17 protein-coding genes are annotated in these 24,683 nt (G+C 42.6%); 12 read left to right on the top strand and 5 right to left on the bottom strand.

From position 1 onward, the window contains the following. The first annotated feature begins 306 nt into the window (after positions 1-306). Complete coding sequence (gene pgmB, locus NG798_RS07250; protein WP_261221471.1) at positions 307-3,213, top strand: beta-phosphoglucomutase; 2,907 nt, start codon at positions 307-309, stop codon at positions 3,211-3,213. Positions 3,214-3,472: 259 nt separating this feature from the next. On the opposite strand, the gene NG798_RS07245 is transcribed toward pgmB, so the two are convergent. Further along, positions 3,473-3,775: a DUF2973 domain-containing protein gene (locus tag NG798_RS07245; protein ID WP_261221470.1), complete on the bottom strand. Its 303-nt coding sequence runs from the start codon at positions 3,773-3,775 to the stop codon at positions 3,473-3,475. A gap of 154 nt (positions 3,776-3,929) precedes the next feature. Beyond that, the gene (locus NG798_RS07240; protein ID WP_261221468.1) at positions 3,930-4,256 is read right to left on the bottom strand and encodes a DUF2605 domain-containing protein; all 327 of its coding nucleotides are present in this window, start codon (positions 4,254-4,256) and stop codon (positions 3,930-3,932) included. A 290-nt stretch (positions 4,257-4,546) separates the two neighbouring features. Between NG798_RS07240 and thrS the strand changes: the two genes are divergently transcribed. The 5 genes from thrS (at position 4,547) to NG798_RS07215 (ending at position 11,328) form a co-directional block, all read left to right on the top strand. Beyond that, entirely contained in the window at positions 4,547-6,382 is a 1,836-nt protein-coding gene (gene thrS, locus NG798_RS07235) for a threonine--tRNA ligase (RefSeq protein WP_261221467.1), read from the top strand. Between the two features lie 60 nt (positions 6,383-6,442). Next, on the top strand, positions 6,443-6,907 hold the full coding sequence (locus NG798_RS07230) for a hypothetical protein (protein WP_261221465.1): 465 nt from the start codon (positions 6,443-6,445) through the stop codon (positions 6,905-6,907). A gap of 53 nt (positions 6,908-6,960) precedes the next feature. After that, the gene (locus NG798_RS07225; RefSeq protein ID WP_261221464.1) at positions 6,961-7,752 is read left to right on the top strand and encodes a DUF4058 family protein; all 792 of its coding nucleotides are present in this window, start codon (positions 6,961-6,963) and stop codon (positions 7,750-7,752) included. Positions 7,753-7,910: 158 nt separating this feature from the next. Further along, positions 7,911-8,858 carry a homoserine kinase gene (gene thrB / locus NG798_RS07220; RefSeq protein ID WP_261221462.1) on the top strand — a complete coding sequence of 316 codons (948 nt, stop codon included), beginning with the start codon at positions 7,911-7,913 and terminating at the stop codon, positions 8,856-8,858. Positions 8,859-9,663: 805 nt separating this feature from the next. Beyond that, complete coding sequence (locus NG798_RS07215; RefSeq protein ID WP_261221460.1) at positions 9,664-11,328, top strand: NAD(P)H-quinone oxidoreductase subunit 4; 1,665 nt, start codon at positions 9,664-9,666, stop codon at positions 11,326-11,328. Between the two features lie 71 nt (positions 11,329-11,399). Here NG798_RS07215 and NG798_RS07210 read toward each other — a convergent pair whose 3' ends face one another. After that, on the bottom strand, positions 11,400-12,221 hold the full coding sequence (locus NG798_RS07210; RefSeq protein ID WP_261221458.1) for a hypothetical protein: 822 nt from the start codon (positions 12,219-12,221) through the stop codon (positions 11,400-11,402). 187 nt (positions 12,222-12,408) lie between these two features. Between NG798_RS07210 and NG798_RS07205 the strand changes: the two genes are divergently transcribed. From NG798_RS07205 to NG798_RS07190, 4 genes are all read left to right on the top strand, one after another. Then, on the top strand, positions 12,409-12,642 hold the full coding sequence (locus NG798_RS07205) for a hypothetical protein (RefSeq protein WP_261221456.1): 234 nt from the start codon (positions 12,409-12,411) through the stop codon (positions 12,640-12,642). A gap of 307 nt (positions 12,643-12,949) precedes the next feature. Further along, positions 12,950-13,186: a hypothetical protein gene (locus NG798_RS07200; RefSeq protein ID WP_261221454.1), complete on the top strand. Its 237-nt coding sequence runs from the start codon at positions 12,950-12,952 to the stop codon at positions 13,184-13,186. A 420-nt stretch (positions 13,187-13,606) separates the two neighbouring features. Further along, complete coding sequence (locus NG798_RS07195; RefSeq protein WP_261221452.1) at positions 13,607-18,982, top strand: cadherin domain-containing protein; 5,376 nt, start codon at positions 13,607-13,609, stop codon at positions 18,980-18,982. A gap of 852 nt (positions 18,983-19,834) precedes the next feature. After that, positions 19,835-21,598 carry a PAS domain-containing protein gene (locus tag NG798_RS07190; protein ID WP_261221450.1) on the top strand — a complete coding sequence of 588 codons (1,764 nt, stop codon included), beginning with the start codon at positions 19,835-19,837 and terminating at the stop codon, positions 21,596-21,598. A 63-nt stretch (positions 21,599-21,661) separates the two neighbouring features. Here NG798_RS07190 and NG798_RS07185 read toward each other — a convergent pair whose 3' ends face one another. After that, entirely contained in the window at positions 21,662-22,009 is a 348-nt protein-coding gene (locus tag NG798_RS07185; RefSeq protein WP_261221448.1) for a translation initiation factor, read from the bottom strand. A 105-nt stretch (positions 22,010-22,114) separates the two neighbouring features. Here NG798_RS07185 and NG798_RS07180 point away from each other — a divergent pair, with 105 nt between their 5' ends. Both NG798_RS07180 and NG798_RS07175 read left to right on the top strand, forming a co-directional pair. Continuing rightward, positions 22,115-23,281, top strand: coding sequence for a methyl-accepting chemotaxis protein (locus tag NG798_RS07180; RefSeq protein ID WP_261221446.1), 1,167 nt, complete (start codon positions 22,115-22,117; stop codon positions 23,279-23,281). 147 nt (positions 23,282-23,428) lie between these two features. Next, complete coding sequence (locus tag NG798_RS07175) at positions 23,429-23,686, top strand: hypothetical protein (protein WP_261221445.1); 258 nt, start codon at positions 23,429-23,431, stop codon at positions 23,684-23,686. Positions 23,687-23,774: 88 nt separating this feature from the next. Here the strand turns inward: NG798_RS07175 and NG798_RS07170 are convergent, their stop codons facing one another. Next, entirely contained in the window at positions 23,775-24,674 is a 900-nt protein-coding gene (locus NG798_RS07170) for a carbohydrate ABC transporter permease (RefSeq protein ID WP_261221443.1), read from the bottom strand. Between the last annotated feature and the right edge of the window lie 9 nt (positions 24,675-24,683).

Below are 24,683 nucleotides of genomic sequence, written 5' to 3'. Positions count from 1 at the left end.
TTGACCTTCTCTGTGCCTAACTCTGTGTGGAAAAACAAGTAAAAAAGCCTAATGCTGAAACGATTAATTTAGTTTGAGCATAACACAAGTGTGATCTTTTTAGCCCCTCTTTACAAAAGCTTTACTTTATTGCAAAAGTTGTATTTTTCCAGCTTTTTTTAAAGAGATTAAGATAAAATATACCTAAAGGAAGATGCTAAAAAAGATTTTAAATTTTCCTGTTCTTCGCCCCAAGGGCCGCTAACAGTTATCAGGCGAAACTACATCCAACCCCTATTTTTTATAAATCGTACAGTGACACACATCATGCAATCATCCGGCTGGTCAATTGTTGAAACTGAATTCTGCCCCCGCCAACTCCACAGCAAAGAAACAGTCTTTACTATTGGCAACGGGTATTTAGGAACACGCGGCAGTTTTGAAGAAGGGTATCCAGGGGCAATGCCGGCTACCCTGATCAATGGCGTTTATGATGCCATTCCTATCTGCCATACAGAGTTAGTTAATTGCCCCGATTGGCTGCCTTTAGTTATCCGCATCAAAGGCGAATATTTTTCCCTAAATACTGGCGAAATTCTCAGCTACCGGCGCTGTTTAGATATGCGGCGGGGTGTCCTCAGCCGTGATGTGCGCTGGCGCAGTCCCAAAGGTCATACTCTCGATTTTTACTTTGAACGTTTTGCGAGTATGGCAGATGATCATCTGCTGGCGTTGCGTTGTCAAATAACACCCGTTGATTTTGAGGGTTCGCTTGATATTCAAGCCGGTATTAATGGCTATTCCGATAACCAAGGAATGCGTCATTGGGAGTTTCTTGAACAAGGCGAAGCAGAAAACACAACTTGGTTAAAAAGTCGCACCCGTTCTTCTCATATTGACTTGGCAATGGCTGTTAAGTTAAATGTAATTTATGAAGGCGAAATTTTGCCGACTCAAACCACCGGCACCCCTGGTTATCCAACTTTAATGGCCGCTGTTATCGCCCGTCCAGGCCAAAAAATCACAGTTGAAAAATTTGTAACTCTATATACCACGCGAGAAACTCCTGATCCCCTCCAAGCTGCCAAAGAAAAACTCGCAAGTCTGCCTGACTGGCATACCGTACAGCACACCCACGAAGTAGCCTTGCAGCACCTCTGGGAAAACAGCGATATCGTGATTGAAGGCGACCTCAAAGCCCAGCAAGCCGTCCGTCATGGGTTATTTCAACTCTTGGCAGCCGCACCCCGTCACGATGACCGTGTAGGCATTCCCGCCAAAACTTTATCGGGTTTTGCATATAAAGGGCATAATTTCTGGGATACAGAAATCTTTGTTGTGCCGTTTTTAACTTATACCCAACCGCAGATCGCTCGCAATTTATTAACCTACCGTTATCACACCCTGGCCGGTGCGCGTCGCAAAGCTCAAGAAAGCGGTTTTGAAGGAGCCATGTTTGCCTGGGAAAGCGCGGATACAGGCGATGAAGTTACGCCTCGTTGGGTGCCGGGGCCGGCGGGTAAAGAATTAATCCGCATTTGGTGTGGTGATATTGAATTACACATTACCTCTGATGTGGCTTATGCACTTTGGCATTATTGGCAAATTACCGGCGATAATCAATGGATGTGCAATTATGGTGCAGAAATTCTCCTCGATACTGCCGTTTTTTGGGGTAGCCGAGTTGAAGAACGCCACAGCAGTGATGGTGTACGCTATCAAATAACCGACGTCATCGGCCCGGATGAATACCACGACCGCGTAGACAACAATGCTTTTACTAACCGGATGGTGCAGTGGCATTTAGAAAAAGCGCTTTCTGTGCTTGACTGGTTAAAACAACACGATCCCGAAAAAGCGGCTGAGTTAAATGATCGGCTTGATCTTAATTCCCACCGGCTCGCTCGTTGGCAAGATATTATTGACCGGATGTGGGTTTCATATAACCCCCAAACCGGCCTGATTGAGCAGCACGAAGGTTTCTTTAAGCTTGAAGATATCGACTTGGCTGCAATGGAACCGCGCACTAAGTCGGTGCAAGCACTTTTAGGCATAGAAGGTGCTGCGGCAACGCAAACGCTTAAACAAGCCGATGTTTTGATGTTGATGTATTTGCTGCGTGAGCGGTTTGAGCGCAGTGTTGTTGAGGCAAATTGGGATTACTATAATCCTCGTACTGATCATACATTTGGCTCGTCGCTTTCTCCTGCCATTCATGCCATTTTGGCTTGTAGTTTAGAACCGGCTTCTGCTTATGAGCATTTTATGCGGGCGGCGTTGGTGGATGTGGAAGATGTGCGACGCAATGCCGGTGAAGGCATCCACTCGGCGAGTGCTGGGGGTGTTTGGCAGGCGGTGGTGTTTGGGTTTGCCGGTGTTGTTTTAACCGATGCAGGGCCGGTGGCTAATCCGAATTTACCGCCGCATTGGACGCGGTTACAGTTTAAGCTGAATTGGCAAGGCCGGTGTTACGAGTTTGATTTGAAAGCACACCAACGCACACAGTCGCATTTTCTCGTTCATCCCCGGACTAAAAATTTCATCCAAGGTGTGATTTTTGACTTGGATGGGGTGATTACGGATACGGCTAAATATCATTATTTAGCTTGGAAGCAGTTGGCGGATGAAGAGGGTATTCCTTTTGATGAAGCAACAAATGAGCAGTTACGCGGTGTGTCGCGGGGCGATTCGTTGCGGTATATTTTGGGCGACCGCAAGGTGAGTGATGAGCAGTTTCAAGCGATGATGGATCGCAAGAATGCTTATTATGTCGAGTTTATTAAGGATATTTCGCCGGCAGATTTGTTACCTGGGGCCGGTGAATTGTTGGATGAGTTGCACTCTTATGGTGTGAAAGTTGCCCTGGGTTCAGCGAGTAAGAATGCCCGCGATGTAATTGCTGCGTTGGGAATTGCCGATAAGTTTGATGCAGTTGCCGATGGCTACAGTGTGGTGCATTCTAAACCGGCACCGGATTTATTTTTACACGCAGCGGATTTGTTGGGATTGTCTGCCAAGGACTGCGCTGTGGTGGAAGATGCGGCGGCGGGAGTAGAAGCGGCGCTGGCGGCTGGTATGTGGGCCGTTGGTTTAGGGCCGGCTTCCCGTATCGGCCAAGCTCATGTGATTTTACCCAATTTGGAGGGTATCTTCTGGGATGAATTGCTGGCTCGCTTGGTGGCTGTGGCGGGAGTGCCGGTGCTGGAAGAGTCAGAGTTAGTTAAGGCCGGTTAAGTTAAAGTTCCCCCCTCCTGTTTTAGGAAGGGGGAAATTTTTTTAAATTTGTGCATGGACGTTTTTTTTAACCGCATCCTATAGCAGATAAACGCAGATGTTGGTAGAGACGTTCCGCTGGAACGTCTGTACGCTGGAACGTCTGTACTGGATTTGGTATTGCTAATCTAAAGTTGAGATTTCCTCTTAAAAAAACCCAAAAAAATTAGGGGTTATCTCTCAATAACCCCCACCCTAAAATTACTCTAAAATTTATCCTTTACTCTTCGTCTCGCACCTCATTTGTCGCCCCCGGTGAAGACTTATAAAGCGCATCCAACTGTTCACGCGCATCCTCCACCGTCATCGACTTCATCACTAAAAGCGGCTCATTGACAAAATTACCGGCCTCATCTAACAATTCTGGATGGGGTACTCCTCTAAACCGGCCTCCATTAGAAACCGGCATTTGGGAAAACGACCGCTGCGAGTCTGCACTCAAGGTAATCAAACTGCGGATTAAATTAGTCACCGCCACAATTGCCAGCGTCGTAAATGCTAAAATGTAAAGTAAATGTAACATCGGAATTTTCCTCCTAACTCAACAGCTTATCTGCAAATTACAACAAAAATTTTTAAACGTAGTCCCTTATTATCGCTTCAATGGAAACAGGAAAGCAACCATCCTTAGATCTATAATGTAGAGTCTCCAGAGACCTTTTCTCAACCTATCCTGGTTATTCTCGTTTCTGGGACTTGTCGATACGATTTCGCATAGAGACTTGCCAGCATTCATTGAGTAGCTTATGCCAAGGCATCAACACATCCATTTCTACCCCTACTTGATTATTTGTAAGCTTTAAAAGTGTTTTTGCCGTTTTAACTTCACTCAGAGCCTGCATCACCCGCCCCAGTAGGTCAGCTTGGCCCTCCGTTCCTAAAAAGGCAATCTCCTCAGTTTCTAGGAGCACCCGCGAACGATCAAACCAGTAAACGAAATCGTCTAACAGCGGTTCTAATAAGGTTTTCAGCAAGTCTGGTTCAGGCAGATTCGGATTCAGCATAAATTAAAGATCAGTTTATAACCTCATTTTAATCTTAACGCACTTTACAAAAATTAACATTTATTTCTAAATTTCTTAACATCTCCACCGGCGTGAGGAATACCACCAAGCCGGCTAAAAATAAATCGTTTTAAGCATTGACAAAATTGCCTAAATATGCGTTAGTAACCTCAAATTGATATCTGATAGAGACAGCCACAGCAGACACCTCTTTAAAAAAGTTAAATACACGACAGCTTAAAATAGAAGAATCCAAAACAAATCAATATTGTTTGAAAGGTTAACCGCCAATGGTTCAACAGCCAATGCCTAGCTCATCCGTCTCTGAACAACCGCAAAAAATCCACTTACCGCGCACCGGCGAGTCGGAACAACTCCACAAAATTCGTCACACCGCATCCCACATTATGGCGATGGCAGTGCAAAAGCTGTTTCCCAAGGCGCAAGTAACAATTGGCCCCGCGATAGATAACGGCTTTTATTACGATTTTGATAGTCCCGAACCTTTCAGCGAAAAGGATCTCAAAGCAATCAAAAAAGAGATGATTAAAATCATCAATCGTAAACTGCCGGTGATCCGTGAAGAAGTTTCCCGCGAAGAAGCAGAAGAACGGATAAAAAAAATCAATGAAACCTACAAACTGGAAATTCTGGCAGACATCAAACAAGAGCCAATTACCCTTTATCATTTAGGTGAGGAATGGTGGGATTTATGCGCCGGCCCTCACGTTGAAAACACCGGCGAAATTAACGCCAAAGCCATTGAAATTGAAAGTGTGGCCGGTGCTTATTGGCGCGGAGACTCCAACAAACAACAACTTCAGCGCATTTATGGTACCGCTTGGGAAAACCCCGAACAACTCGAAGAATACAAACGCCGCAAAGAAGAAGCACTCAAACGCGATCACCGCAAATTAGGCAAAGAATTAGGGCTATTTATTTTCTCAGATTTAGTTGGCCCTGGTTTGCCTTTGTGGACACCAAAAGGAACGCTTTTGCGCTCAATTTTAGAGGATTTTCTCAAACAAGAACAGCTAAAACGGGGATATTTGCCGGTTGTAACTCCCCACATTGCCAGAGTTGATTTATTCAAAACTTCTGGACACTGGCAAAAATACAAAGAAGATATGTTTCCGATGATGGCAGAAGATGAGGAAGCAAAAAACATTGAGCAAGGTTTTGTGCTTAAACCAATGAACTGCCCTTTCCATATCCAAATTTATAAAAGCGAGTTGCGTTCCTATCGGGAATTGCCGATGCGTCTTGCAGAATTTGGCACCGTTTACCGTTACGAACAATCAGGAGAATTGGGAGGTTTAACTCGTGTTCGTGGCTTTACGGTTGATGATTCTCACTTGTTTGTTACCCCAGATCAGCTTGATGATGAATTCCTCAAAGTTGTCGATTTAATTTTGTCTGTGTTTGGAAGTTTGCAACTGAAAAACTTTAAAGCAAGGCTGAGTTTCCGCGATCCTAATTCTGATAAATATATTGGTTCTGATGAATATTGGAATCAGGCAGAAAATGCAATTCGCAAAGCGGTAGAAACTTTGGGAATGAATTATTTTGAGGGCATTGGTGAAGCGGCTTTTTACGGGCCAAAACTTGATTTCATTTTCCAAGATGCCCTTGATCGGGAGTGGCAATTGGGAACCGTTCAGGTAGATTATAATTTGCCAGAACGCTTTGAGTTAGAATATGTTGCCGAGGATGGAATTCGCAAACGTCCTGTTATGATTCACCGTGCGCCTTTTGGTTCTTTGGAACGGTTAATCGGGATTTTAATTGAGGAGTATGCAGGGGATTTTCCGCTGTGGTTGGCGCCAGAACAGGTGCGTTTATTGCCGGTTTCTGATGAGTTTTTACCCTTTGCAAAGACTGTTGCTAGTCAAATGCAATTGCAGGGAATTCGTGCAGTAGCAGATAGCAGTAATGAACGTTTGGGTAAATTAATTCGGAATGCCGAAAAAGAGAAAATACCTGTGATGGCAGTTGTGGGTGCGAAAGAGGTTGAATCTAATTCTTTGAATATTCGTACTCGTGCTTCTGGGGAGTTGGGTTTGTTAGCGGTTTCTGAGGTTATGGAACGGGTGAAAAACGCTAATACCAATTACGGCAATTTTTAATAAATTGGCCGGCATTTTTAACAATTTGGCGGGCCAGAGGCCCGCCCCACTGGGGGTTTTATGAATTTAGAAGATTATCAACTTGAAATTTTCCAAATTTACAAAAATGCCTTAATTTATATCGGCGTAAATTTTTCTCGTGAAGATGTGCAAGAGGCGCTGGAATCTTGCCATGAGGGGATGGAAGATGCGTTTAAAGCAACTATTGCTTACTGGAAACATAAAAAGGAAAACGTCGAATATCCCACTGCTTTTTTAATTCAAGCTTTGTCTGAAAAATGGAAACCTTATGAATGGCAACCAGAATGGTTACTCGACCAACGTTTTAAAACTGCTTGTCAAAAATGGTGGGATGATTGCGAGTTTTATTGGGGTAGTGAGTGGCGTAATTCTTTGGTTGCTGATGTGGTAGAAAATCCCAGAGGTGCAGATTATATTCTATTTATGAATGGCAGAACTTTAAGACTTTCAACTGCTGAATCTTGGGGGTGGCAAAAAGTTTTAGATTACGCTCAAGGTGAATGAAAATTGAGATAATTTTGTGCTATAATGCCAGAAAAAATTAGGGAGTAATTTTTATGCCTTCGCCCTTCCCCGGAATGAACCCCTATTTAGAAAATCCTCAAAAATGGCCTGCTGTCCATAACCGTTTGATGATTGCCATTGCTGATGCTTTAATGCCGCATTTACGCCCTAAGTATAGCGTGGATATTGAAACGCGAGTTTATGAAATTGGGCCCGACAAAGACCTTTTAGTGGCTATACCTGATGTCACAGTAACACGCACACCGGCCCCAAGTCCGAAAAACACCGGCAATGTGGCTATTGCGGCACCCCCCGTCAAATCTGTTAAAGTTAATGTGCCGGTGCCAGAAGAAATGAAAGAAGCTTATTTAGAAATCCGCGAAATTGCTTCTGGCAAAGTAATTACCGTTATTGAACTACTTTCCCCCACCAATAAACGCCCCGGTATTGGTCGAGAAAAATACGAAAATAAACGCCAAAGAATTTTAGGAACTCTCACTCATCTCGTAGAAATTGATTTGCTGCGTGACGGCGAACCTATGCCTGTTTTAGACAACCCCGAAGAAACCTCCCATTATCGCATTTTAATCTGTCGAGGAAATCACCGGCCTACAGCAGATTTACTACTATTTAATCTCCAAAATCCTATTCCCCAATTTGCCCTCCCGCTGCAAAAAGGCGACACAGAACCCATCGTAGATTTACAAACATTATTAAATCAAATTTATGAGCGCGCCGGCTACGATTATACTATCGATTATAAAAACGAGCCGGTGCCGGCACTTTCCGAAACAGAAACGCAATGGAAAAATAATTATCTCACCGAACAAGGCATTTTAAGCTAATTCGTAAACCTTCAACATTTTTGCCTGGTAATAAATCTGAAAAGCCCCTGAGAGAAAAATTACCATTGTTGAATTCGCCATCAATTTAAAAATTCAACACTTCTCAAAGGTTCCCTCTCCGCTTATTATATAAAATTGGCCTTAATTACTATTTTCTTATGTCTTCTATTTCTGCTGCAACTGTCACCGTCCCCGCCACCACCGCCAACTTAGGGCCAGGTTTTGACTGCATAGGTGCAGCCTTATCCATATATAACGAGTTTAAATTTACCCGCGTTGATGCCAACAAAACCGCAGAAAATCAACCCATTCTACAAATATATGTCAAAGGATTAGAAGCAGATCGCGTTAGTACGGACTCCACAAATCTTGTTTACCAAGCCTTTCTTAAGTTTTATCACCATATCCAACAAACCCCTCCCTCGCTTTCAATTGAAATTAACCTCGGCGTCCCCCTAGCGCGTGGTTTAGGTAGTTCCGCTACTGCTATTGTCGCTGGTTTGGTTGGGGCAAATGCTTTAGCCGGCGCCCCCCTGACTCAAACTCAAATTATGCAATTAGCAATTTCAATGGAAGGGCACCCCGATAACGTCGTACCGGCCCTTTTAGGTGGCTGCCGGTTGGCTGCTTGCGACACCTCCAACCCCCAAAACTGGCAAATTTGCGAAATTTCCTGGCATTCTGATATTGTGCCGGTTGTCGCTATCCCTAATTTTGAACTCTCCACCTCAGAAGCGCGCCGCGTTTTACCCACCGAATATAGCCGCGCCGACTCTATATTTAATATCTCTCATTTAGGCTTATTAATTCGCGCCCTCGAAACCGGCACCCCTGACTGGTTGCGCGTCGCTTTACAAGATAAAATTCATCAACCCTACCGCCAAGCCTTAATTCCTGGTTACGAAACCGTCAGTCGCGCCGCAGTCGAGGCCGGTGCCTACGGTATGACAATTAGTGGCGCCGGCCCAACTCTTCTAGCATTATCTCCCCACACCCAAGCAAACGCCGTCAAACAAGCCATGACAGAAGCTTGGAAACAATGCGACATTACACCAGATGTCCACATCCTACAACTTGATGGGGCCGGTGCCACTCTCTCAGCTTAAAAACCGGCATTTTTAACGCTGAACTTGACAGACAGAAAAAAAAACTACATAGTTTTGTGAAGTTTTGCAAAGCCTTCTAGCAGGGGGCCGACATCTGCTTTAAATGCCGGCCCAAATTTCCCATGACTTTTATAGCTCAGTTCGCATGAACGATAACTACCCGAAAAAATGCGGCCCTCACCAGCAACATTTCGAGAACTGATTAACCGTTATTTAGACAAAACTCGATGCTTGTATTATTATGAAAACTCACTTAAACCTATGTAACGTAATATTAAGTCCGTTTAAATAAAGCAATTATGGTATTGAAGAAACCGTTAAAAAAACCTGAAAAACAGCCCTTATTTTAAGAGTCATTTCTCATAATTTTGGGGAAATTTACCTATTGACATTTTCTTCAGTCGTCAAACTCCCCATCTTTCTCTAAAGAACACTTCCAACCCCCTGCCAAAAATCTCTTCAAAAAACTATATATTTTCAATTGTCAAACTTTACAATCTCTTCAAACTCTTTCCCAGCAAGGCTTAACAAGGTTTCAAAAAAAGCATAACTAAAGCAAACCGGCACAGACAACACCGGCCCGACAAAACAAATTCACTTTATTTATGGGATTATTAAAACGCCAATTATCTTGAAATAATTAAGCTTTGAAAGGTTATATTTGTAAACTTAAAAACCCGAAAAAAAATAACAATCAATCTTTCTCTATCACCGCCATACAAATTTTCTACATTTCTGATCTTTTCAAAAGTTTACGAAACTTAATACAATAGTCGTGTAAGGCAATAAGTATTTATCCTTAGTTATGGAATCAATAACATTTCCCTGGTTAACCGCTATTATTCTCCTTCCCTTAGTTGCTGCCTTTGCTATCCCCGCCTTGCCAGATAAAGAAGGCAAAACCGTTCGCTGGTTTGCCCTGGGTGCCGGTATAGCAGACCTCGCCCTCAGCATTTATGCCTTTTGGAACCACTACGACACAACAAACCCAGGCTTTCAACTCGCAGAAACCTATAGCTGGGTGCCCCAACTAGGCTTAAACTGGTCGGTGGCTGTTGATGGCCTTTCCATGCCCTTGATCGTCCTCACCGGCCTCGTCACTACCCTCGCCATTTATGCCGGTTGGAAAGTCAAACACAAACCCAAACTCTTTTACTTTTTAATGCTGGCAATGTATAGCGCCCAAATAGGAGTATTTGTAGCAAAAGACTTGCTGTTATTCTTCCTTATTTGGGAACTGGAACTTGTGCCGGTGTACCTGTTGATTTCCATTTGGGGAGGCGCAAAACGCCGCTACGCCGCTACGAAATTTATCCTCTACACAGCATTGGGTTCGATCTTTATTTTGGTGGCCGGTTTAGCAATGGCCTTTTATGGCAACAGCATCACCTTCGACATGGCAGAAATTGCTCAAAAACAATTCCCTATCGCTTTTGAACTTCTCGCCTATGCCGGTTTGTTGATCGCCTTTGGTGTCAAACTTCCCATCTTCCCTCTGCATACCTGGCTACCAGATGCACATGGTGAAGCCTCCGCGCCGGTTTCGATGATTTTGGCCGGTGTTTTGCTGAAAATGGGTGGTTATGCGCTGATCCGCCTGAACGTTCAAATGCTACCGGAAGCACATTTACACTTTGCGCCGGTGTTGGTAGTTCTCGGTGTGGTAAATATCGTGTACGGTGCCTTAACTGCCTTTGGTCAAACTAACCTGAAACGCCGGCTTGCTTGTTCTTCTATTTCCCACATGGGTTTTGTCTTAATTGGCATTGGCTGCTTTAACGAACTCGGCCTCAACGGTGCCGTTTTGCAAATGGTTTCTCACGGTTTAATCGCCGCCGCTTTATTCTACCTGTCTGGTGTCACCTACGAACGTACTCACACTCTGGCAATGGATCAGATGGGTGGTTTAGCTAAAGTAATGCCTAAAACCTTTGCCTTGTTTACGGTTGGTTCAATGGCTTCGCTGGCTTTACCTGGTATGAGTGGTTTTGTGGGTGAGATTACTGTGTTTTTGGGATTAGCAAATAGTGACCTCTACAGCACTCCTTTTAAAACCGTTACTATCTTTCTCGCAGCGGTTGGTTTAATTCTGACTCCGGTTTATTTATTGTCGATGTTGCGTCAAGTGTTTTACGGAACGCAAAATAAAGAACTCGCTGAGATTTCAATGTTTGCTGACGCGAGTTCCTTAAAGTTGGCTGATGCAAAATCTTTAATGTTTGCTGACGCAAAACCTCGCGAAATTTTTATTACGGCTTGTTTGCTTTTGCCGATTATTGGGATTGGTTTATATCCAAAATTAGCGACGCAAACCTATGATGCAACAACGGTGGCGGTTGCTGCTGAAGTGCGTAATGTTTTCCCCCAATTTGCTCAACAACATGAAACTCTTTTCTCTGGTTTGACTGCGCCGCAGTTACCTAAAGCGGAGTCTCAAAGTGTTTTGGGAGTAGTAACAGTGGCTAAATAAACCAAAACCAACAGACAGGGATACTCTTATGAAAAGCCGGTTTATCCCGGTTTTTTTGTTTTTGCATAAGTTCAAAAATAAAGTTGATAATTTTCTGTTTCATCACCGGCCCCAATCATGGTTAACTCTTTTAAAGTGGCCGGTTCTGTGAAATTGGTTTTTTGCCAGAGGACTTTTTCGTTTGCTAAGTTTAACGTTTTCTCTGACAGGGGGAGAATGTTTTGGGGGGTAAGAATTTCAAACATCTCCCAGGTTTTCATAGAGATGCGTTTGGCCCACCGGCGGGGTTTGCCGTCTTTTCTTCGTTGGGTTTTGCTTTGATAGATGGCGAAAGCTCTATAGGTCGGTTCTGTTAAAATGTGGTGGCCGCGATGGTACACTTTTCGAGTGCCGGTGGTGACGCGAATTTCGATGAGTTCCCAGTCAGGATTTTGTAGCGATTGAATTAAACCGGCTGCATTTGGTACATACCAGCCAATTTTTCCACTCTCAATTACGCCGTTTTGCAGCTTAATTTGTCGGGTTTGTGTGGGTTGTGGGGTTGGGGTTGGTTCTAAGATGGGCCGGCGCAGGTCGTTTTCTCCTTCTAGCCATTTACAGACGTCATAGCCTATTTTTCCCCAATAAGGGCTTGTGCTGATCGTGCGTCCGTCTCTGGTTTGGATGGTGATCCAGCGGTTTTCAATAATTGTTTCTAGGTCGTTTGCTTTGAGTAGTTGACGAGTTTCTCTTTCAACTCTTTGAAATACTTGCTGGTTAAGGATTTGAGCTACTACACGGCGTTTGTGGTAGCGGGGTTTTAAACCCATACTGCGAGCGATTTGTTTACAGGTGGCCGGTGTTAGGCTTTGAAGATATTCACGGCTGTAGTCTTGTTGGCTTGAATGTGTCATAATTTTACTTATGTTTTATTTTTGGTCAAAGCAGTACACTACGGTTTTAAACTTTGGTGACTGCTTTGTTTATGTTTTTATTCTAACCCTGTATTCAAGGATAAGTCAAGAGATTTGTCAAAAATTTTTACCTGAATTCAGGCTATAATTAAGACTAAAATTGAGACAAAATTTTAAGTGTAAAGCAATGCCTAATCCGTCCCCAAAAATTACGCCTGGATTTTTAGAGAAGCAATTTGAGCGTCAGGAAGGAGGTGGTGAACCTTTATGTCCAAAGTCGTTGAGTGTGAAAGTACCTAACGATGTTTACCATGCAATTAAACAGCATCCCAAAGGAACAGCATGGATGCGTCGCGTGTTAACAGAAGCTGCTAGACGGGAACTGATACCGGCACCCACAGATGAAACTAGCGCATCCTAATTGATTTTATGCAGATAAGCCGGTGTCATCACTTAAATCGCGGGCGTTTGTGTTTGCATCGTGCTGGTGTAAGGCTTTGAAGATATAAAGCGGCTGTAGTTGTACAGAATTGAATATGCCATAATTAATTTACTTTTGTGTTTGTTAGGGCAGTGGGTGTTAGTTTTGCAAAACGTGGCGCTCACTGCTCAGTGTTTTTTTTATCATACCCTGTCGGACAAGGAATGTCAAGTTATTCTTTGAAAATTTTTTGCGGTTATTCAGCGATATAATAGAAATACACACGCACAACAATTACTCTTGCCAAATGTCGAATCCTAACCCAAAAATTACAAAAGAATTCGTTGAAACGCAATTTAAACGTCAGGGAAGCGAAGACAATGCGCCTTTGGATTATCGAGTCAGCGTTCGCGTTTCAGAGGAAATTTATAGGGCTATTAAAGGGCATCCTCAAGCAAGTGGATGGATGCGCCGCATCTTAACAGAAGCGGTTAAACGAGAACTTCTACCACCGGCCCCCCCAGATGAGTCTACCGGCCCGTAATTTAACTTTTAACTTTAATATTGCAAGAGAAAATGCCTTTTTTTAGAGGTAAATTTCTAATTTTAAGTAGTTGTCAAAAAGTGAAACTTTTAAACTGAGTTGGTGAGGAACAGCTTTTTAGGGTGGCAAAATTTTTCAAAGGAGTTCAACAGCACCGGCAAACATCATTCTTTAGATAGAGAAAAATTTGGTTGAGCGATTTTATCAAGGGGCAGGAAAGTTTCCTAAGCAAAAATGATAACATTTTCGGGGATTTGGGGAACAATTCCGGAAAGTTGAAAGACTTTTATTCTCAGTATAGACTGAGAGTAAATCTTTAAAGTCAACCAATAATATTACCAGGCGGGTTGATTTTTGAAATTTCCGTATATTTACCGTTGCTAAGAACAAAACTTTCACTTTTTATCAGGAAAAACAATTATGCCGACAATTTACGGATCACTAGGAGAAGATTTAATTCAAGGAACAATTGAAAACGATATTATTCTGGCTTTGGACGGAAATGATATTGTAGATGCTATGCAGGGTGATGATTTTGCCGCCGGCAATATTGGCGATGATGTGGTAGATGGTGGAGAGGGTAATGATATTGTTCGGGGTGGACAAGGTAATGATTTAGTCCGAGGCGGCGTCGGCGATGATGTTGGGTTTGGGGAATTAGGAAATGATACGGTGATCGGAGATGTCGGCAATGATACGCTGGTGGGCGGATGCAGTGAAGATGGCAAAAGCGACTCGACAGGACGTGATTATATTTGGGGAAATAGCGGCAATGATATTATTAATGGCAATGAAAGTGAAGATACGATAAGTGCCGGTGCTGATAATGATATTGTGAATGGCGGTAGTGGTGATGATTGGATTGCCGGTGATTTGGGGGAGGATATTTTATTTGGTGATCGCGGTAATGATACAATTTTGGGCGGTCAAAATGAACCGGCAATTGCTTTAAATGATGGTAATGATCAACTCTATGGCAGAACCGGCGATGATGGTATCTTCGGGAATGCTGGTAATGATTTAATTTTTGGCAATGAGGGGAACGATACTTGTAGTGGTGGACAAGGTGGGGATGTTGTTTCTGGTGGTGTCGGTAATGATGTGCTTTCAGGAGATCGGGGGGATGACCGACTGGCGGGTGATTTAGGTACTGATTATATTACGACGGGCGAAGGAAGTGACACTGTTGTAATTGGTATCCGTAATGCGGGTGTGACTACCGGCGGTGTGGCTGTAACTGATGCAGATTTTATTACCGATTTTACAAAAGGTCAGGATATTATTGAGTTAATTGGCGGTTTGACTTTTAGCCAATTGAGATTTATTGAGGGAGTAAATGAACTGGCCGGTCATACAATTATTCAAGAAACAATTAATGGTCACTATTTAGCAATTTTGCGCGGCGTTAGTAGTGCTAGTTTAAATATTAATGATTTTCGGGTTGCTGCGAGTGCAACTCCCACTCCAACTCCTCCAAGTTCGGGTGGTGGTGGTGGTGGGTTTTTCCCAAGTCCAAGTCCAAGTCCTAATCCTAGTCCTAATCCTAGTCCTAATCCTAGTCCTAATCCTAGTCCTAATCCTAGTCCTAATCCTAGTCCAAGTCCTAATCCAGATCCAAGTCCAAGTCCAAGTCCTGAACCAACGCCAACTCCGAGTAATAGCACACCGGCAGATGTTGTTTTATCGAATAGTAATATCGCCGAAAATTCTGCTATCGGCACTTTAATCGGTACATTTTCAACAATTGATCCTGATGTCGGAGATACGCATACTTACACTTTGTTGGATAATGCCGGTGGCCGGTTTGTGCTAGAAGATAATCAGCTAAAAGTTGCCAATGGAACTTTGTTAGATTTTGAAACAACGCCGAAATATGATATCAGTATTCAGGTTAAAGATTCGGCGGGAAATGTATTTACTAAAAACTTGACAATTTCCCTAAGTGATGTTAATGAAACGAATGCCGGTAGTGCGCCGACGGATATTGTTTTAAGCGCAAGCGCAGTAAATGAAAATAGCGCCAATGGTGCTCTAATTGGTGATTTTTCGGCGGTGGATGCGGATGCGACAGACACTCATACTTTTGCGTTAATTGATAATGCAGGGGGCCGGTTTGTTATTGAGAATAATCAGCTAAAAGTAGCGAATGGAAGTTTGTTAGATTTTGAAACGGCAGCCACGCAAAATATTAAGATTCGAGTGACAGATGCGGCGGGAAATACGTTTGATAAAGATTTTACGATTTCCCTCAATGATGTCAATGAAGCGACTTTTAGTAATCCGCCAACTGATATTAGTTTGACAACTACAACTGTTAACGAAAATAGTGCGAATGGTACTGTAGTAGGTGCGCTTTCGGCAACCGATCCAGATGTGGGAGATAGTCAAACTTTTACGTTATTGGATAATGCGGATGGCCGGTTTACGATTGCCGGCAATCAGCTACAAGTGGCAAATGGCAGTTTATTAGATTTTGAAACAAACTCAAGCCATAATATTACTGTTCAGGTGACGGATGCGGCTGGGAATACGTTTGATAAAAGCTTGACAGTTGCAGTAAATAATGTTAATGAGGCGCCCATAGGCACGGCTATTACAAATCAAACGGCAACGCAAGATACGCCTTTTTCGTTTCAATTGGCGGAAAATACTTTTACCGATCCTGATAGTAATGCTTTAACTTATACGGCGAATTTGGCTGATGGAAATTTGTTGCCAAGTTGGTTAAATTTTGATGCAGCAACTCGTACCTTTTCTGGAACTCCTACTAATGCAGATGTGGGAAATGTTTTGATTAATGTTCAAGTAACGGATAATTTGGGTGGAACTGCTACTCAAGAATTTACTTTGGCGGTTGGTAATGTTAATGATGCACCGGCTTTAACGAATATTGCTAAAACGGGAAATGAAGATGCGGATATTACGTTTACGGTGGCTGATTTTACGGGGAGTTATAGTGATGCTGATAATGATCCGCTGAATAAAATTAAAATTTCTACGTTGCCGGTGAATGGTACTGTGAAATTAAATGGCACAGCCATTACTGCTAATCAGGAAATTGCTGCGGCTGATTTAGCGAATATTACTTTTACTCCAGATTTAAATTACAACGGGGCGACAAGTTTTAGCTGGAATGCTTTTGATGGCACGGCTTATGCTGTTAATGATGCAACGGTTTCTATAACGGTGGCGCCGGTGAATGATGCACCAACGGATATTAATATATTGCCTATTAATTCATCAGTTTTGTCTGTGGAAGAAAATAGCCCCACCGGCACGGTTATCGGTGATTTAACTACGGTTGATATTGATACGGGGGATACGCATACTTACAGTTTAGCTGATACGCTGGGAGGCCGGTTTAAAATTGTTGGCAATCAGTTACAAGTTGATCAAGGTTCTTTAATTGATTACGAAAGTTTAGGGCCAAATTATAGCTATAACCTGACTGTTAATTCAACGGATAGTCAACAGCTATCTGTGCCGAAAACTGTGACAATAAATGTAAGCGATGTTCCTGATCCGCCGATTGCGAATGATGATACTGTTCCGGTGACAAATCCGGTTTTCTTGCGAACTGGCGTAACGATTGACACCGCCACTCAAGTTTTAAATAATGATAATGCAAATGGCGGTACAACTCCGACGGTTACAGCGGTTTCAAGTACGGATGGAACGGCTGTTTTAAGTGGAACAAATATCATCTTTAGGCCGAATATTGGTTTAACAGCACCGGCAGCTATTAATTACACAATTAGCAATAATAATGGCACGGATGCGGGAACAATTACGGTGAATTTAAGCGTTGTATCGCAAATTAATTTAAGTACAATTACGGATCAAACAAACTTGCCTACGGGGGTAAGTGGTTTTGCAATGAATGGGGAAAATGCCAGTTATGCGGGGTTTTCTGTCAGCGATGCTGGTGATGTGAATGGAGATGGTTTTGGGGATGTTATTGTGGGTGCTTATCGTGGGGGTGGAAATGCTGGCCGGTCTTATGTTGTGTTTGGAAAAAGTGATGGAGGGGCGCTAGATTTAAGCAATATTGCTGCGGGAAATGGTGGTTTTGCAATTAATGGAAAAGCAACCTATGACTATTCAGGTAATTCGGTTTCCCGCGCCGGTGATGTGAATGGGGATGGACTTGCTGATTTGATTGTTGGTGCTAGTCGTGCCGATTTTGATACTCAAGATGAGGGGCAGTCTTTTGTTGTATTTGGTAAAACGGATGGTACATCGGTTTCTTTAGCGGATATTGCTGGGGAAACAGGCAATGGTTTTGTTTTAAATGGGGAACAGACAAATGATAGGTCAGGCAATTCTGTAAGTAATGCAGGCGATGTGAATGGTGATGGTTTAGATGATTTAATTGTGGGTGCGAGTTTGGTAGATAATGGGATTTCAAATGATGAGGGACGTGCTTATGTTGTCTATGGAAAAACAACAAATACTGAGATTAATTTAAGTGCTTTGGGGACTGCCGGTTTTGCAATTAATAGTGAGGTTGAATTGAATTTAACCGGCACTTCTGTCTCATCTGCGGGTGATGTGAATGGTGATGGTTTTGCTGATGTTATTGTGGGGGCACCGGCAGCGCTAAATGGTGTGGGCCGGTCCTATGTGGTGTTTGGTGGAACCACAAATAATACTGTTAATTTAACGCAAGTTACGGCGGGAATCGGCAATGGTTTTACTATTAATGGGGAAGCATCTGTTGGTCTTGCTGGTACTTCGGTAAGTGCTGTGGGTGATGTGAATGGTGATGGTTTTGCTGATGTGATTGTGGGGGCACCAGGAGGTGGTGGAACAGGCGCGGGTAAGAGTTATTTGGTGTTTGGTAAATCAACGGGCACAGCGATTAATTTAGCCGATGTTTCTGCGGGTAATGGTGGGTTTGTAATTAATGGGGAAACAGGAGTTTTTAATTCGGGAATTTCTGTTAGTTCAGCGGGGGATATGAATGGGGATGGTTTAAATGATTTAATTGTGGGTGCTGATTATGCAAATGATACGCAACAAGTGTACACCGGCCGGTCATATGTTGTGTTTGGAAAAGCAGCGGGAACGGCGGTAAATTTAAGCGAGGTGGCGCAAGGAATTGGCGGGTTTGCTATTAACCGCGAGGTGAATTATGATCGGGCCGGTTTTTCTGTTTCAGCAGCGGGTGATGTGAATGGTGATGGTTTTGCAGATATCACGGTGGGTGCGTTTAGTGGCAATAATTTTAATTGCCGGTCTTATGTAATTTTTGGTGGTAATTTTAGCGCTTCTGTGACGCAAGAAGGCACAACCGCTGCTGAAGTTTTAACGGCAGTTGTTAATTCTGAGGGGTTGGTTGGAGGTCAAGGAAATGATAGTCTGAGTGATGGTAATTTTACAGATGTGCTGCTTTATGGCGGTAGCGGCAATGATGTTATTACGATAACTAATGCTAATTTCCGCGCCATTGATGGCGGTTTAGGTAATGATACTTTGATGGTGAATGGGGCGGGGTTGAATTTAGATTTGACTTTGCCAACTCTGCGAACGAAAATTGCGGGAATTGAGGCTATTGATTTAACCGGCACTGGTAATAATAATACGCTGACTTTAGATTTCGCTTCCCTGCAAAGTTTGGTGTCTGGTATTAGTCCAAAAACTTTAAGTATTATTGGTGATGTTGGGGATACGGTGGTGGCGAATTTGACGGGTTTAGGGTTTACATCTTCTGCGGGTACTGGGGTGACGAATTATACGCGAGGAAATCTTGTTTTGTCTGTGGAAGATGATGTGACACGAAGCATTACGGCTTAGTTATACGGAAAGCCGGTTTCTGGTTTGAGACCGGCTTTTTTATGTTGATAAAGGGATAGTGGCAAAACAAATTCTTTCTAAGAAGCCAATTTGCCGAATAAACGAGGGGATTTTTTTACCATAGTCCTCTACATCTGGGCTAAGAACTGTGGCAGCTAGGCTTAAATATTCGCCTATATCTATCATCAATGTCTTTGATAGAGGCCGGTTTCTCTAGCAATTCACGGTGATAAAATTGGGTAGGGTGGGCCGGTATCAACGATTGTCTCTATTATTTTGTCTGCAATTTATAGGGGCAAAATCATGGGATTTATGGTTTTATTGGGTGTGGCTGGGTGATAATCGTAACTAACTGCACGGGTAGCAAAATTATTGCGATTAGCAAAAAACAAAAACGTTAATCAAGCACCGTTATATACAAGTTTTTGGTATTAGGAAGCTTATTATATAGCTCCTCACTCTTTGCTCTAGTTGCGACTCACGAGGGTTATACTGAGATTTTTTGGACTTTGTAAAAATCTTGCCGATCTAAGGCTTTATCTGTCCCTTTAATGCTTTCTTATGGGGTGCTATAAATTATTGTCTTATCCTTGAAAAGGCTGGTTTTATTTTCTCGCAGTGGAGAAATAAAAGAGGAGAGTGAGGAAAAATGCGACTAGGAGAGGGATCAGGGAAAATGTAGCTTTAAAGACGCCGGCCCGGAAAACCAGGCTGGGGAAAGAGACCGATTGATAAGTATTTTGAATTATTTACTGTTACAATATTTATTATGTGATTAATGTTTAAAGGAAGGGCGCATTTCTGTAAAACGATCTGCTTATCTTTTGTTCCACGTTCACAGGCGAGTCGGTTATGCTAAAAACAATTTCTGAGATTCTCGAAACCTCTCCAGGTCAAGATATGCTGTGGCTGTATGATCGTGCACTTGCAGCTACCAGTACCGGTATTGTAATTGCAGACGCAAAAAAACCTAACCGACCATTAATTTATTGTAACGATGCCTTTGTAAGGATGACAGGTTACACGCTTGAGGATACGATTGGGAAGAACTGTAAGTTTTTGCAAGGGCCAGATACCGATCCGGCGGCGGTGGAAGAAATTCGCCAAGCGTTGCGCGAGGAACGTGAGTGCAAAGTTGTTTTAAAGAATTACCGTAAGAATGGAAGTTACTTTTGGAATGAGTTAACTATTTCGCCGGTGCGAGATAGTGAAGGTAATTTAACAAATTTTATTGGCGTACAAAATGATATAACTGCTCGCGTGGAAGCGGAAATGAAGCTGAAAGAAAAAACCGCAGAATTAGCAGAATCAGAAACAGCTTTACGCAAGCAAACGCAGATATTACAATCAATTTTAGATAGCCTTGCAGAAGGGGTACTGGTGGCGGATGAAACGGGTCAATTTTTGTTTTTTAATCCGGCGGCCCAGCAACTTTTGGGACAAAGTTTTGCTAAAGTAAATCCGCAGAATTGGTCAGAAAAATTTAATTGTTATTTGCCGGATGGAATGACGCCTTATCCTTGGGAAGAATTGCCGCTAACTTTAGCGATTCAAGGAAGGCCGGTGGATGGGGCCGAAGTTTATATTCAGCCGCCTAATCAGTCAGAAAAAGTTTGTATTAGTGTGAATGCAAGACCTTTGAAAGATGAAACGGGAAATATCAAAGGCGGGGTGGCTGTTTTTCGGGATATTACTGATAAAAAACAGGCATTGGAAGCTTTAGAAAAATCTGAGGCTCAATTGCGAAATCAAACAATGCAGTTGAAAAAAACTCTCCACGACTTACAAGACACTCAAGCAAAATTAATTCATTCCGAAAAAATGTCGAGTTTGGGGCAGTTGGTGGCCGGAATTGCCCATGAAATTAATAATCCGATTAACTTTATTTATGGAAATTTGGTTCACACCGGCGAATATGTAAAAGATTTGGTACATTTGGTGAGTCTTTACCAGCAATATTACCCGAATGCGATGCCTGAGATTCAAGAAAAAAGCGAAGAATTTGACGTTGATTTTTTGCTGGAAGATTTGCCAAAGCTTTTGCAATCAATGCTGCAAGGTTCGGAAAGAATTAGGCAAATTGTTTTAAATTTAAGAAATTTTTCGCGGCTGGATGAAGCAGAGGTTAAACAGGTGGATATTCACACCGGCCTGGAAAGTGCGCTGTTAATTTTGCAGCACCGACTAGCCTCTACTCAGCAGCGACCAGAAATTAAAATTGTCAAAGAGTATGGAAATTTGCCAAAGATTGAATGCCATGCCGGTTCGCTCAATCAAGTGTTTATGAACATTCTCAGCAATGCCATTGATGCCATTGAAATCGCTCATAATAACCGCATAAATCAGCCAGAGATAAAAATTATGACTTGTTTGGAAAAAGGGCGAATAATCATGGAAATTACTGATAATGGCATTGGCATGAGTGAGCAGGTTTACCGGCATTTGTTTGATCCGTTTTTTACAACAAAGCCGGTGGGAAGTGGTCGAGGTTTGGGGTTATGGGTAAGCTATCAAATTGTGGTAGAAAAACATGGGGGTGAATTAAAATGTATTTCCGAATTTGGAAAAGGAACAAAGGTTATTATTGAACTTCCCTTGCGACAAGAAAAGCTGTAGGGATAAAAACCTTAAATTCCTGTCCTTAGAAAACTTGAGGGTGCGAAACCATGTTTAATGAAATTAGCCGCCGCTGATTTTAGCTTTGTAGCCTAATTGAGTTAAAAGTTCAAGTAGTTTTTGTTTGTGGTCGCCTTGAATTTCGAGGGTATTGTCTTTAACAGTACCACCGGCACCACATTGGGTTTTTAACTGTTTGAGCAGCGTTTCAAGGGTTTCTGGCTTGAGTTGAAAACCGCTGATGACGGTAACAGTTTTGCCACCACGTCCTTTGCGAGAAGCTTGTATTTTTAGGTTATGCTGGGCCGGTGGCTGTTCCGAGACGCCTCTTTCAAAGGCATCTGGGTTAGTGCTGTTGCCAAACTCCCGATAGACAAAAGGCTCGCTGGACTTACGTTTTGAAGAAGCCATAAGATTTTAGACAAAAATTAAATTTCTTCTATTTTAGAACGTTTCGTTTAGAGTTATGTTTTCAAATCTAAAACGCTTGGCTCTAAAATGGTATAAGACAAGTAAATGGGATATAAAGAAGAGGAAAAAGCCCTGATGGTTGCTAATCGAAAACTAAGTGTCTATATTTGGCTATTCTCGCTGTTGCCGGTGGCTGGCTTCTTGGGAACCGTTGGACTAACTTACTTTAATAGTTTGAAAGTAGCCGAAGATTTTAAACAAGTTAAAATCGTCCAGCAAAAAATTTTAGAAATGCCCAATGTTCCAGAGCCGCAGCGAAATTTAGTACAAGCAAATACAAGGCAGGTTGATGCGTCTTTGAATTCGTTAATTTTGTGGCTGGGGGTAGCAACGGTTACAGAAGTATTGATTTTTTTAATTGCGGTTTATTTAATCGTGCTTGCTGCCAAACAAAGGGTTACTGAAGTTGCCACCGAAATTACTGCTTCTTCTGGTCAAATTGCTGTTACAATGGAAGAACAAGAAAGGATGGCAAACCAGCAAGCTGCATCGGTGCATCAAACTACCACGACAATTGATGAACTTTGGGCATCATCAAAAGCGACAGCAACCCAAGCAGAAAATGTGGCAAGTGGGGCAAGAATGGCTTTAAATTTAGCCGAAGGGGGAACGAAAACGGTAGGGGAAACATTGGAGAGAATGTCGGTTTTAAAAGATAAAGTTGAAGCAATTGCTCAGCAAATTGTCCGCTTGAGTCAGCAAACTTCCCAAATTGGAAATATTGCCGCTTTGGTGGGAGATTTAGCCAATCAAACTAATATGTTAGCACTGAATGCAGCAGTCGAAGCGGTGCGAGCCGGAGAGCATGGAAAAGGCTTTGCGGTGGTGGCTGCGGAAATTCGTAAACTTGCGGATCAAAGTCAAAAATCAACCGAGAGAATTAATGCTTTAGTGGCGGATATTCAAATGGCAATTAATTCAACGGTGATGGTGACGGATGCGGGGACAAAAACGGTGGAAGAAGGCGCAAAAATTGGCAAGGAAACGGCGGAAGCTTTTCGTTTAATGAGTGAGGCAATTAATGACATTTGGGTGAATACGCAACAAATTTCGCTTTCTGCAAAACAACAGGCTATCGCTGTGCAGCAGGTGGTGGATGCGATGAATGCGCTTAATCAAGTGGCGGCGCAAACGGCTGAAAGTATTACGCAAGTAAAAATTGGTACGCAACAGCTTAATGCAGCCGCGCAAAAACTTAATTCTATTTCTTAGCAAAACTAATCTCCAGAATTCGGGAAAGGGGCAGCTTTGAGGATAAACTAAGTAGGTAGGTATAATTAAACGCAAGCAACCCGGTTTCTTTTAAAAACCCGGTTACTATCTTACATCAACGAAAATCGCGCTGAGGGCTATATAGGGATGGAATTATCACGAAAATTGATCCAGCAACAGCTTGAAGAAAGCAGAGAAGAAGCGGTCGTTCACGCACAGCGGATCAATGAGCTTGCTGAAGAATTGGCGTCAGAATTGCAAGCTTTAAAAGCAATTGCGGATGAGATTAGCCCTTATTATTGGCAGGTGTATTATAAACCTTTTATTACGGGGTTTAAAAGTATTTCTGTTCCTTATGTCCGTTCTGATGGCGAAGTTTGGACTATTTTTAACCGCATGGTTTGATGGGTTTTTGGGGGTGCGCCGTTCTACGCCCCCGGTCTTTTTAGCTTTGATTATTTTAGGGAATTTTGCTGTAGGGATTTTCGGTGATTTACGACCGATTTTCTGATAATTTGAGGTTCAAAATCGACAATCCTAAAATTAGCAAAAATAAGACTAATCCGATGGCGCAAGCATAACTCATGTCTAATTCTCGGAATCCTTTTTCATACAAATAATAGACGATGGTTTTAGAACTGTTACGCGGCCCGCCTTGAGTCATAATATACACTTCTTCAAAAACTTTCATGGCAGAAATTGCCGAAATGACGGCAACTAAAAACAAATAAGGCTTCATTAAAGGTAAGGTAATATCCCAGTGTTTTTGCCAGCCATCGGAACCGTCTAATGCTGCTGCTTCATACAATTCTGCGGGGATTGATTGCAGGCCGGCCAAATAAATGACCATATAATATCCTAAGCCTTTCCAGATGGTAACAGCCATGACGCTAAAAATTGCAAATTTAGGACTGGTTAGCCAAGGAATTCCCTCTCCTTTTGCCACTAAGCCGAGCATTTGTAATAGTTGATTGAGTAAACCGTTTTCTGCATAAAGCCATCGCCAGGCAATACCGGCCACTACCATTGAAATAACAACCGGCGTATAATATGCAGCACGAAACCAGCTTATACCGCGTAACTTTTGATTGACTAAAATTGCCAACCCCAAGGGTAAAATCACTAAAATGGGTACAACTCCCAGCAAATAAATCAAGGTATTTGTTAAGGTTTTCCAGAATAATTCATCTTGGAATAAACGCTGTAAATTTGCTAAACCTACCCATTTTGGGGCTTGGGTTAAATCATATTCAAACTGGGTAAAGCTTAAATAAAAAGCGTTAAGGGCCGGCAAAAACACGGTTAAAGTCAGCATAAAAAGTGCCGGTAATAAAAATAAATAAGGAGTCAACTGCTGCCGGCGGATATGACTGAGATTAAATTTAAAAGACATTTCTTACTT

Origin of the sequence: Ancylothrix sp. D3o, assembly GCF_025370775.1 — a bacterium.
In the GTDB taxonomy this organism is placed as follows: domain Bacteria; phylum Cyanobacteriota; class Cyanobacteriia; order Cyanobacteriales; family Oscillatoriaceae; genus Ancylothrix.
Note: the sequence above shows the minus strand (reverse complement) of the source record. Positions and strands in the feature narration are given on the sequence as shown.

What these genes read in the sequence shown, in the direction of transcription:
- pgmB (WP_261221471.1), top strand. Translation starts at nt 307, where the DNA reads ATGCAATCATCCGGCTGGTCAATTGTTGAAACTGAATTCTGCCCCCGC.
- NG798_RS07245 (WP_261221470.1), bottom strand. Translation starts at nt 3,775, where the DNA reads ATGTTACATTTACTTTACATTTTAGCATTTACGACGCTGGCAATTGTG.
- NG798_RS07240 (WP_261221468.1), bottom strand. Translation starts at nt 4,256, where the DNA reads ATGCTGAATCCGAATCTGCCTGAACCAGACTTGCTGAAAACCTTATTA.
- thrS (WP_261221467.1), top strand. Translation starts at nt 4,547, where the DNA reads ATGGTTCAACAGCCAATGCCTAGCTCATCCGTCTCTGAACAACCGCAA.
- NG798_RS07230 (WP_261221465.1), top strand. Translation starts at nt 6,443, where the DNA reads ATGAATTTAGAAGATTATCAACTTGAAATTTTCCAAATTTACAAAAAT.
- NG798_RS07225 (WP_261221464.1), top strand. Translation starts at nt 6,961, where the DNA reads ATGCCTTCGCCCTTCCCCGGAATGAACCCCTATTTAGAAAATCCTCAA.
- thrB (WP_261221462.1), top strand. Translation starts at nt 7,911, where the DNA reads ATGTCTTCTATTTCTGCTGCAACTGTCACCGTCCCCGCCACCACCGCC.
- NG798_RS07215 (WP_261221460.1), top strand. Translation starts at nt 9,664, where the DNA reads ATGGAATCAATAACATTTCCCTGGTTAACCGCTATTATTCTCCTTCCC.
- NG798_RS07210 (WP_261221458.1), bottom strand. Translation starts at nt 12,221, where the DNA reads ATGACACATTCAAGCCAACAAGACTACAGCCGTGAATATCTTCAAAGC.
- NG798_RS07205 (WP_261221456.1), top strand. Translation starts at nt 12,409, where the DNA reads ATGCCTAATCCGTCCCCAAAAATTACGCCTGGATTTTTAGAGAAGCAA.
- NG798_RS07200 (WP_261221454.1), top strand. Translation starts at nt 12,950, where the DNA reads ATGTCGAATCCTAACCCAAAAATTACAAAAGAATTCGTTGAAACGCAA.
- NG798_RS07195 (WP_261221452.1), top strand. Translation starts at nt 13,607, where the DNA reads ATGCCGACAATTTACGGATCACTAGGAGAAGATTTAATTCAAGGAACA.
- NG798_RS07190 (WP_261221450.1), top strand. Translation starts at nt 19,835, where the DNA reads ATGCTAAAAACAATTTCTGAGATTCTCGAAACCTCTCCAGGTCAAGAT.
- NG798_RS07185 (WP_261221448.1), bottom strand. Translation starts at nt 22,009, where the DNA reads ATGGCTTCTTCAAAACGTAAGTCCAGCGAGCCTTTTGTCTATCGGGAG.
- NG798_RS07180 (WP_261221446.1), top strand. Translation starts at nt 22,115, where the DNA reads ATGGGATATAAAGAAGAGGAAAAAGCCCTGATGGTTGCTAATCGAAAA.
- NG798_RS07175 (WP_261221445.1), top strand. Translation starts at nt 23,429, where the DNA reads ATGGAATTATCACGAAAATTGATCCAGCAACAGCTTGAAGAAAGCAGA.
- NG798_RS07170 (WP_261221443.1), bottom strand. Translation starts at nt 24,674, where the DNA reads ATGTCTTTTAAATTTAATCTCAGTCATATCCGCCGGCAGCAGTTGACT.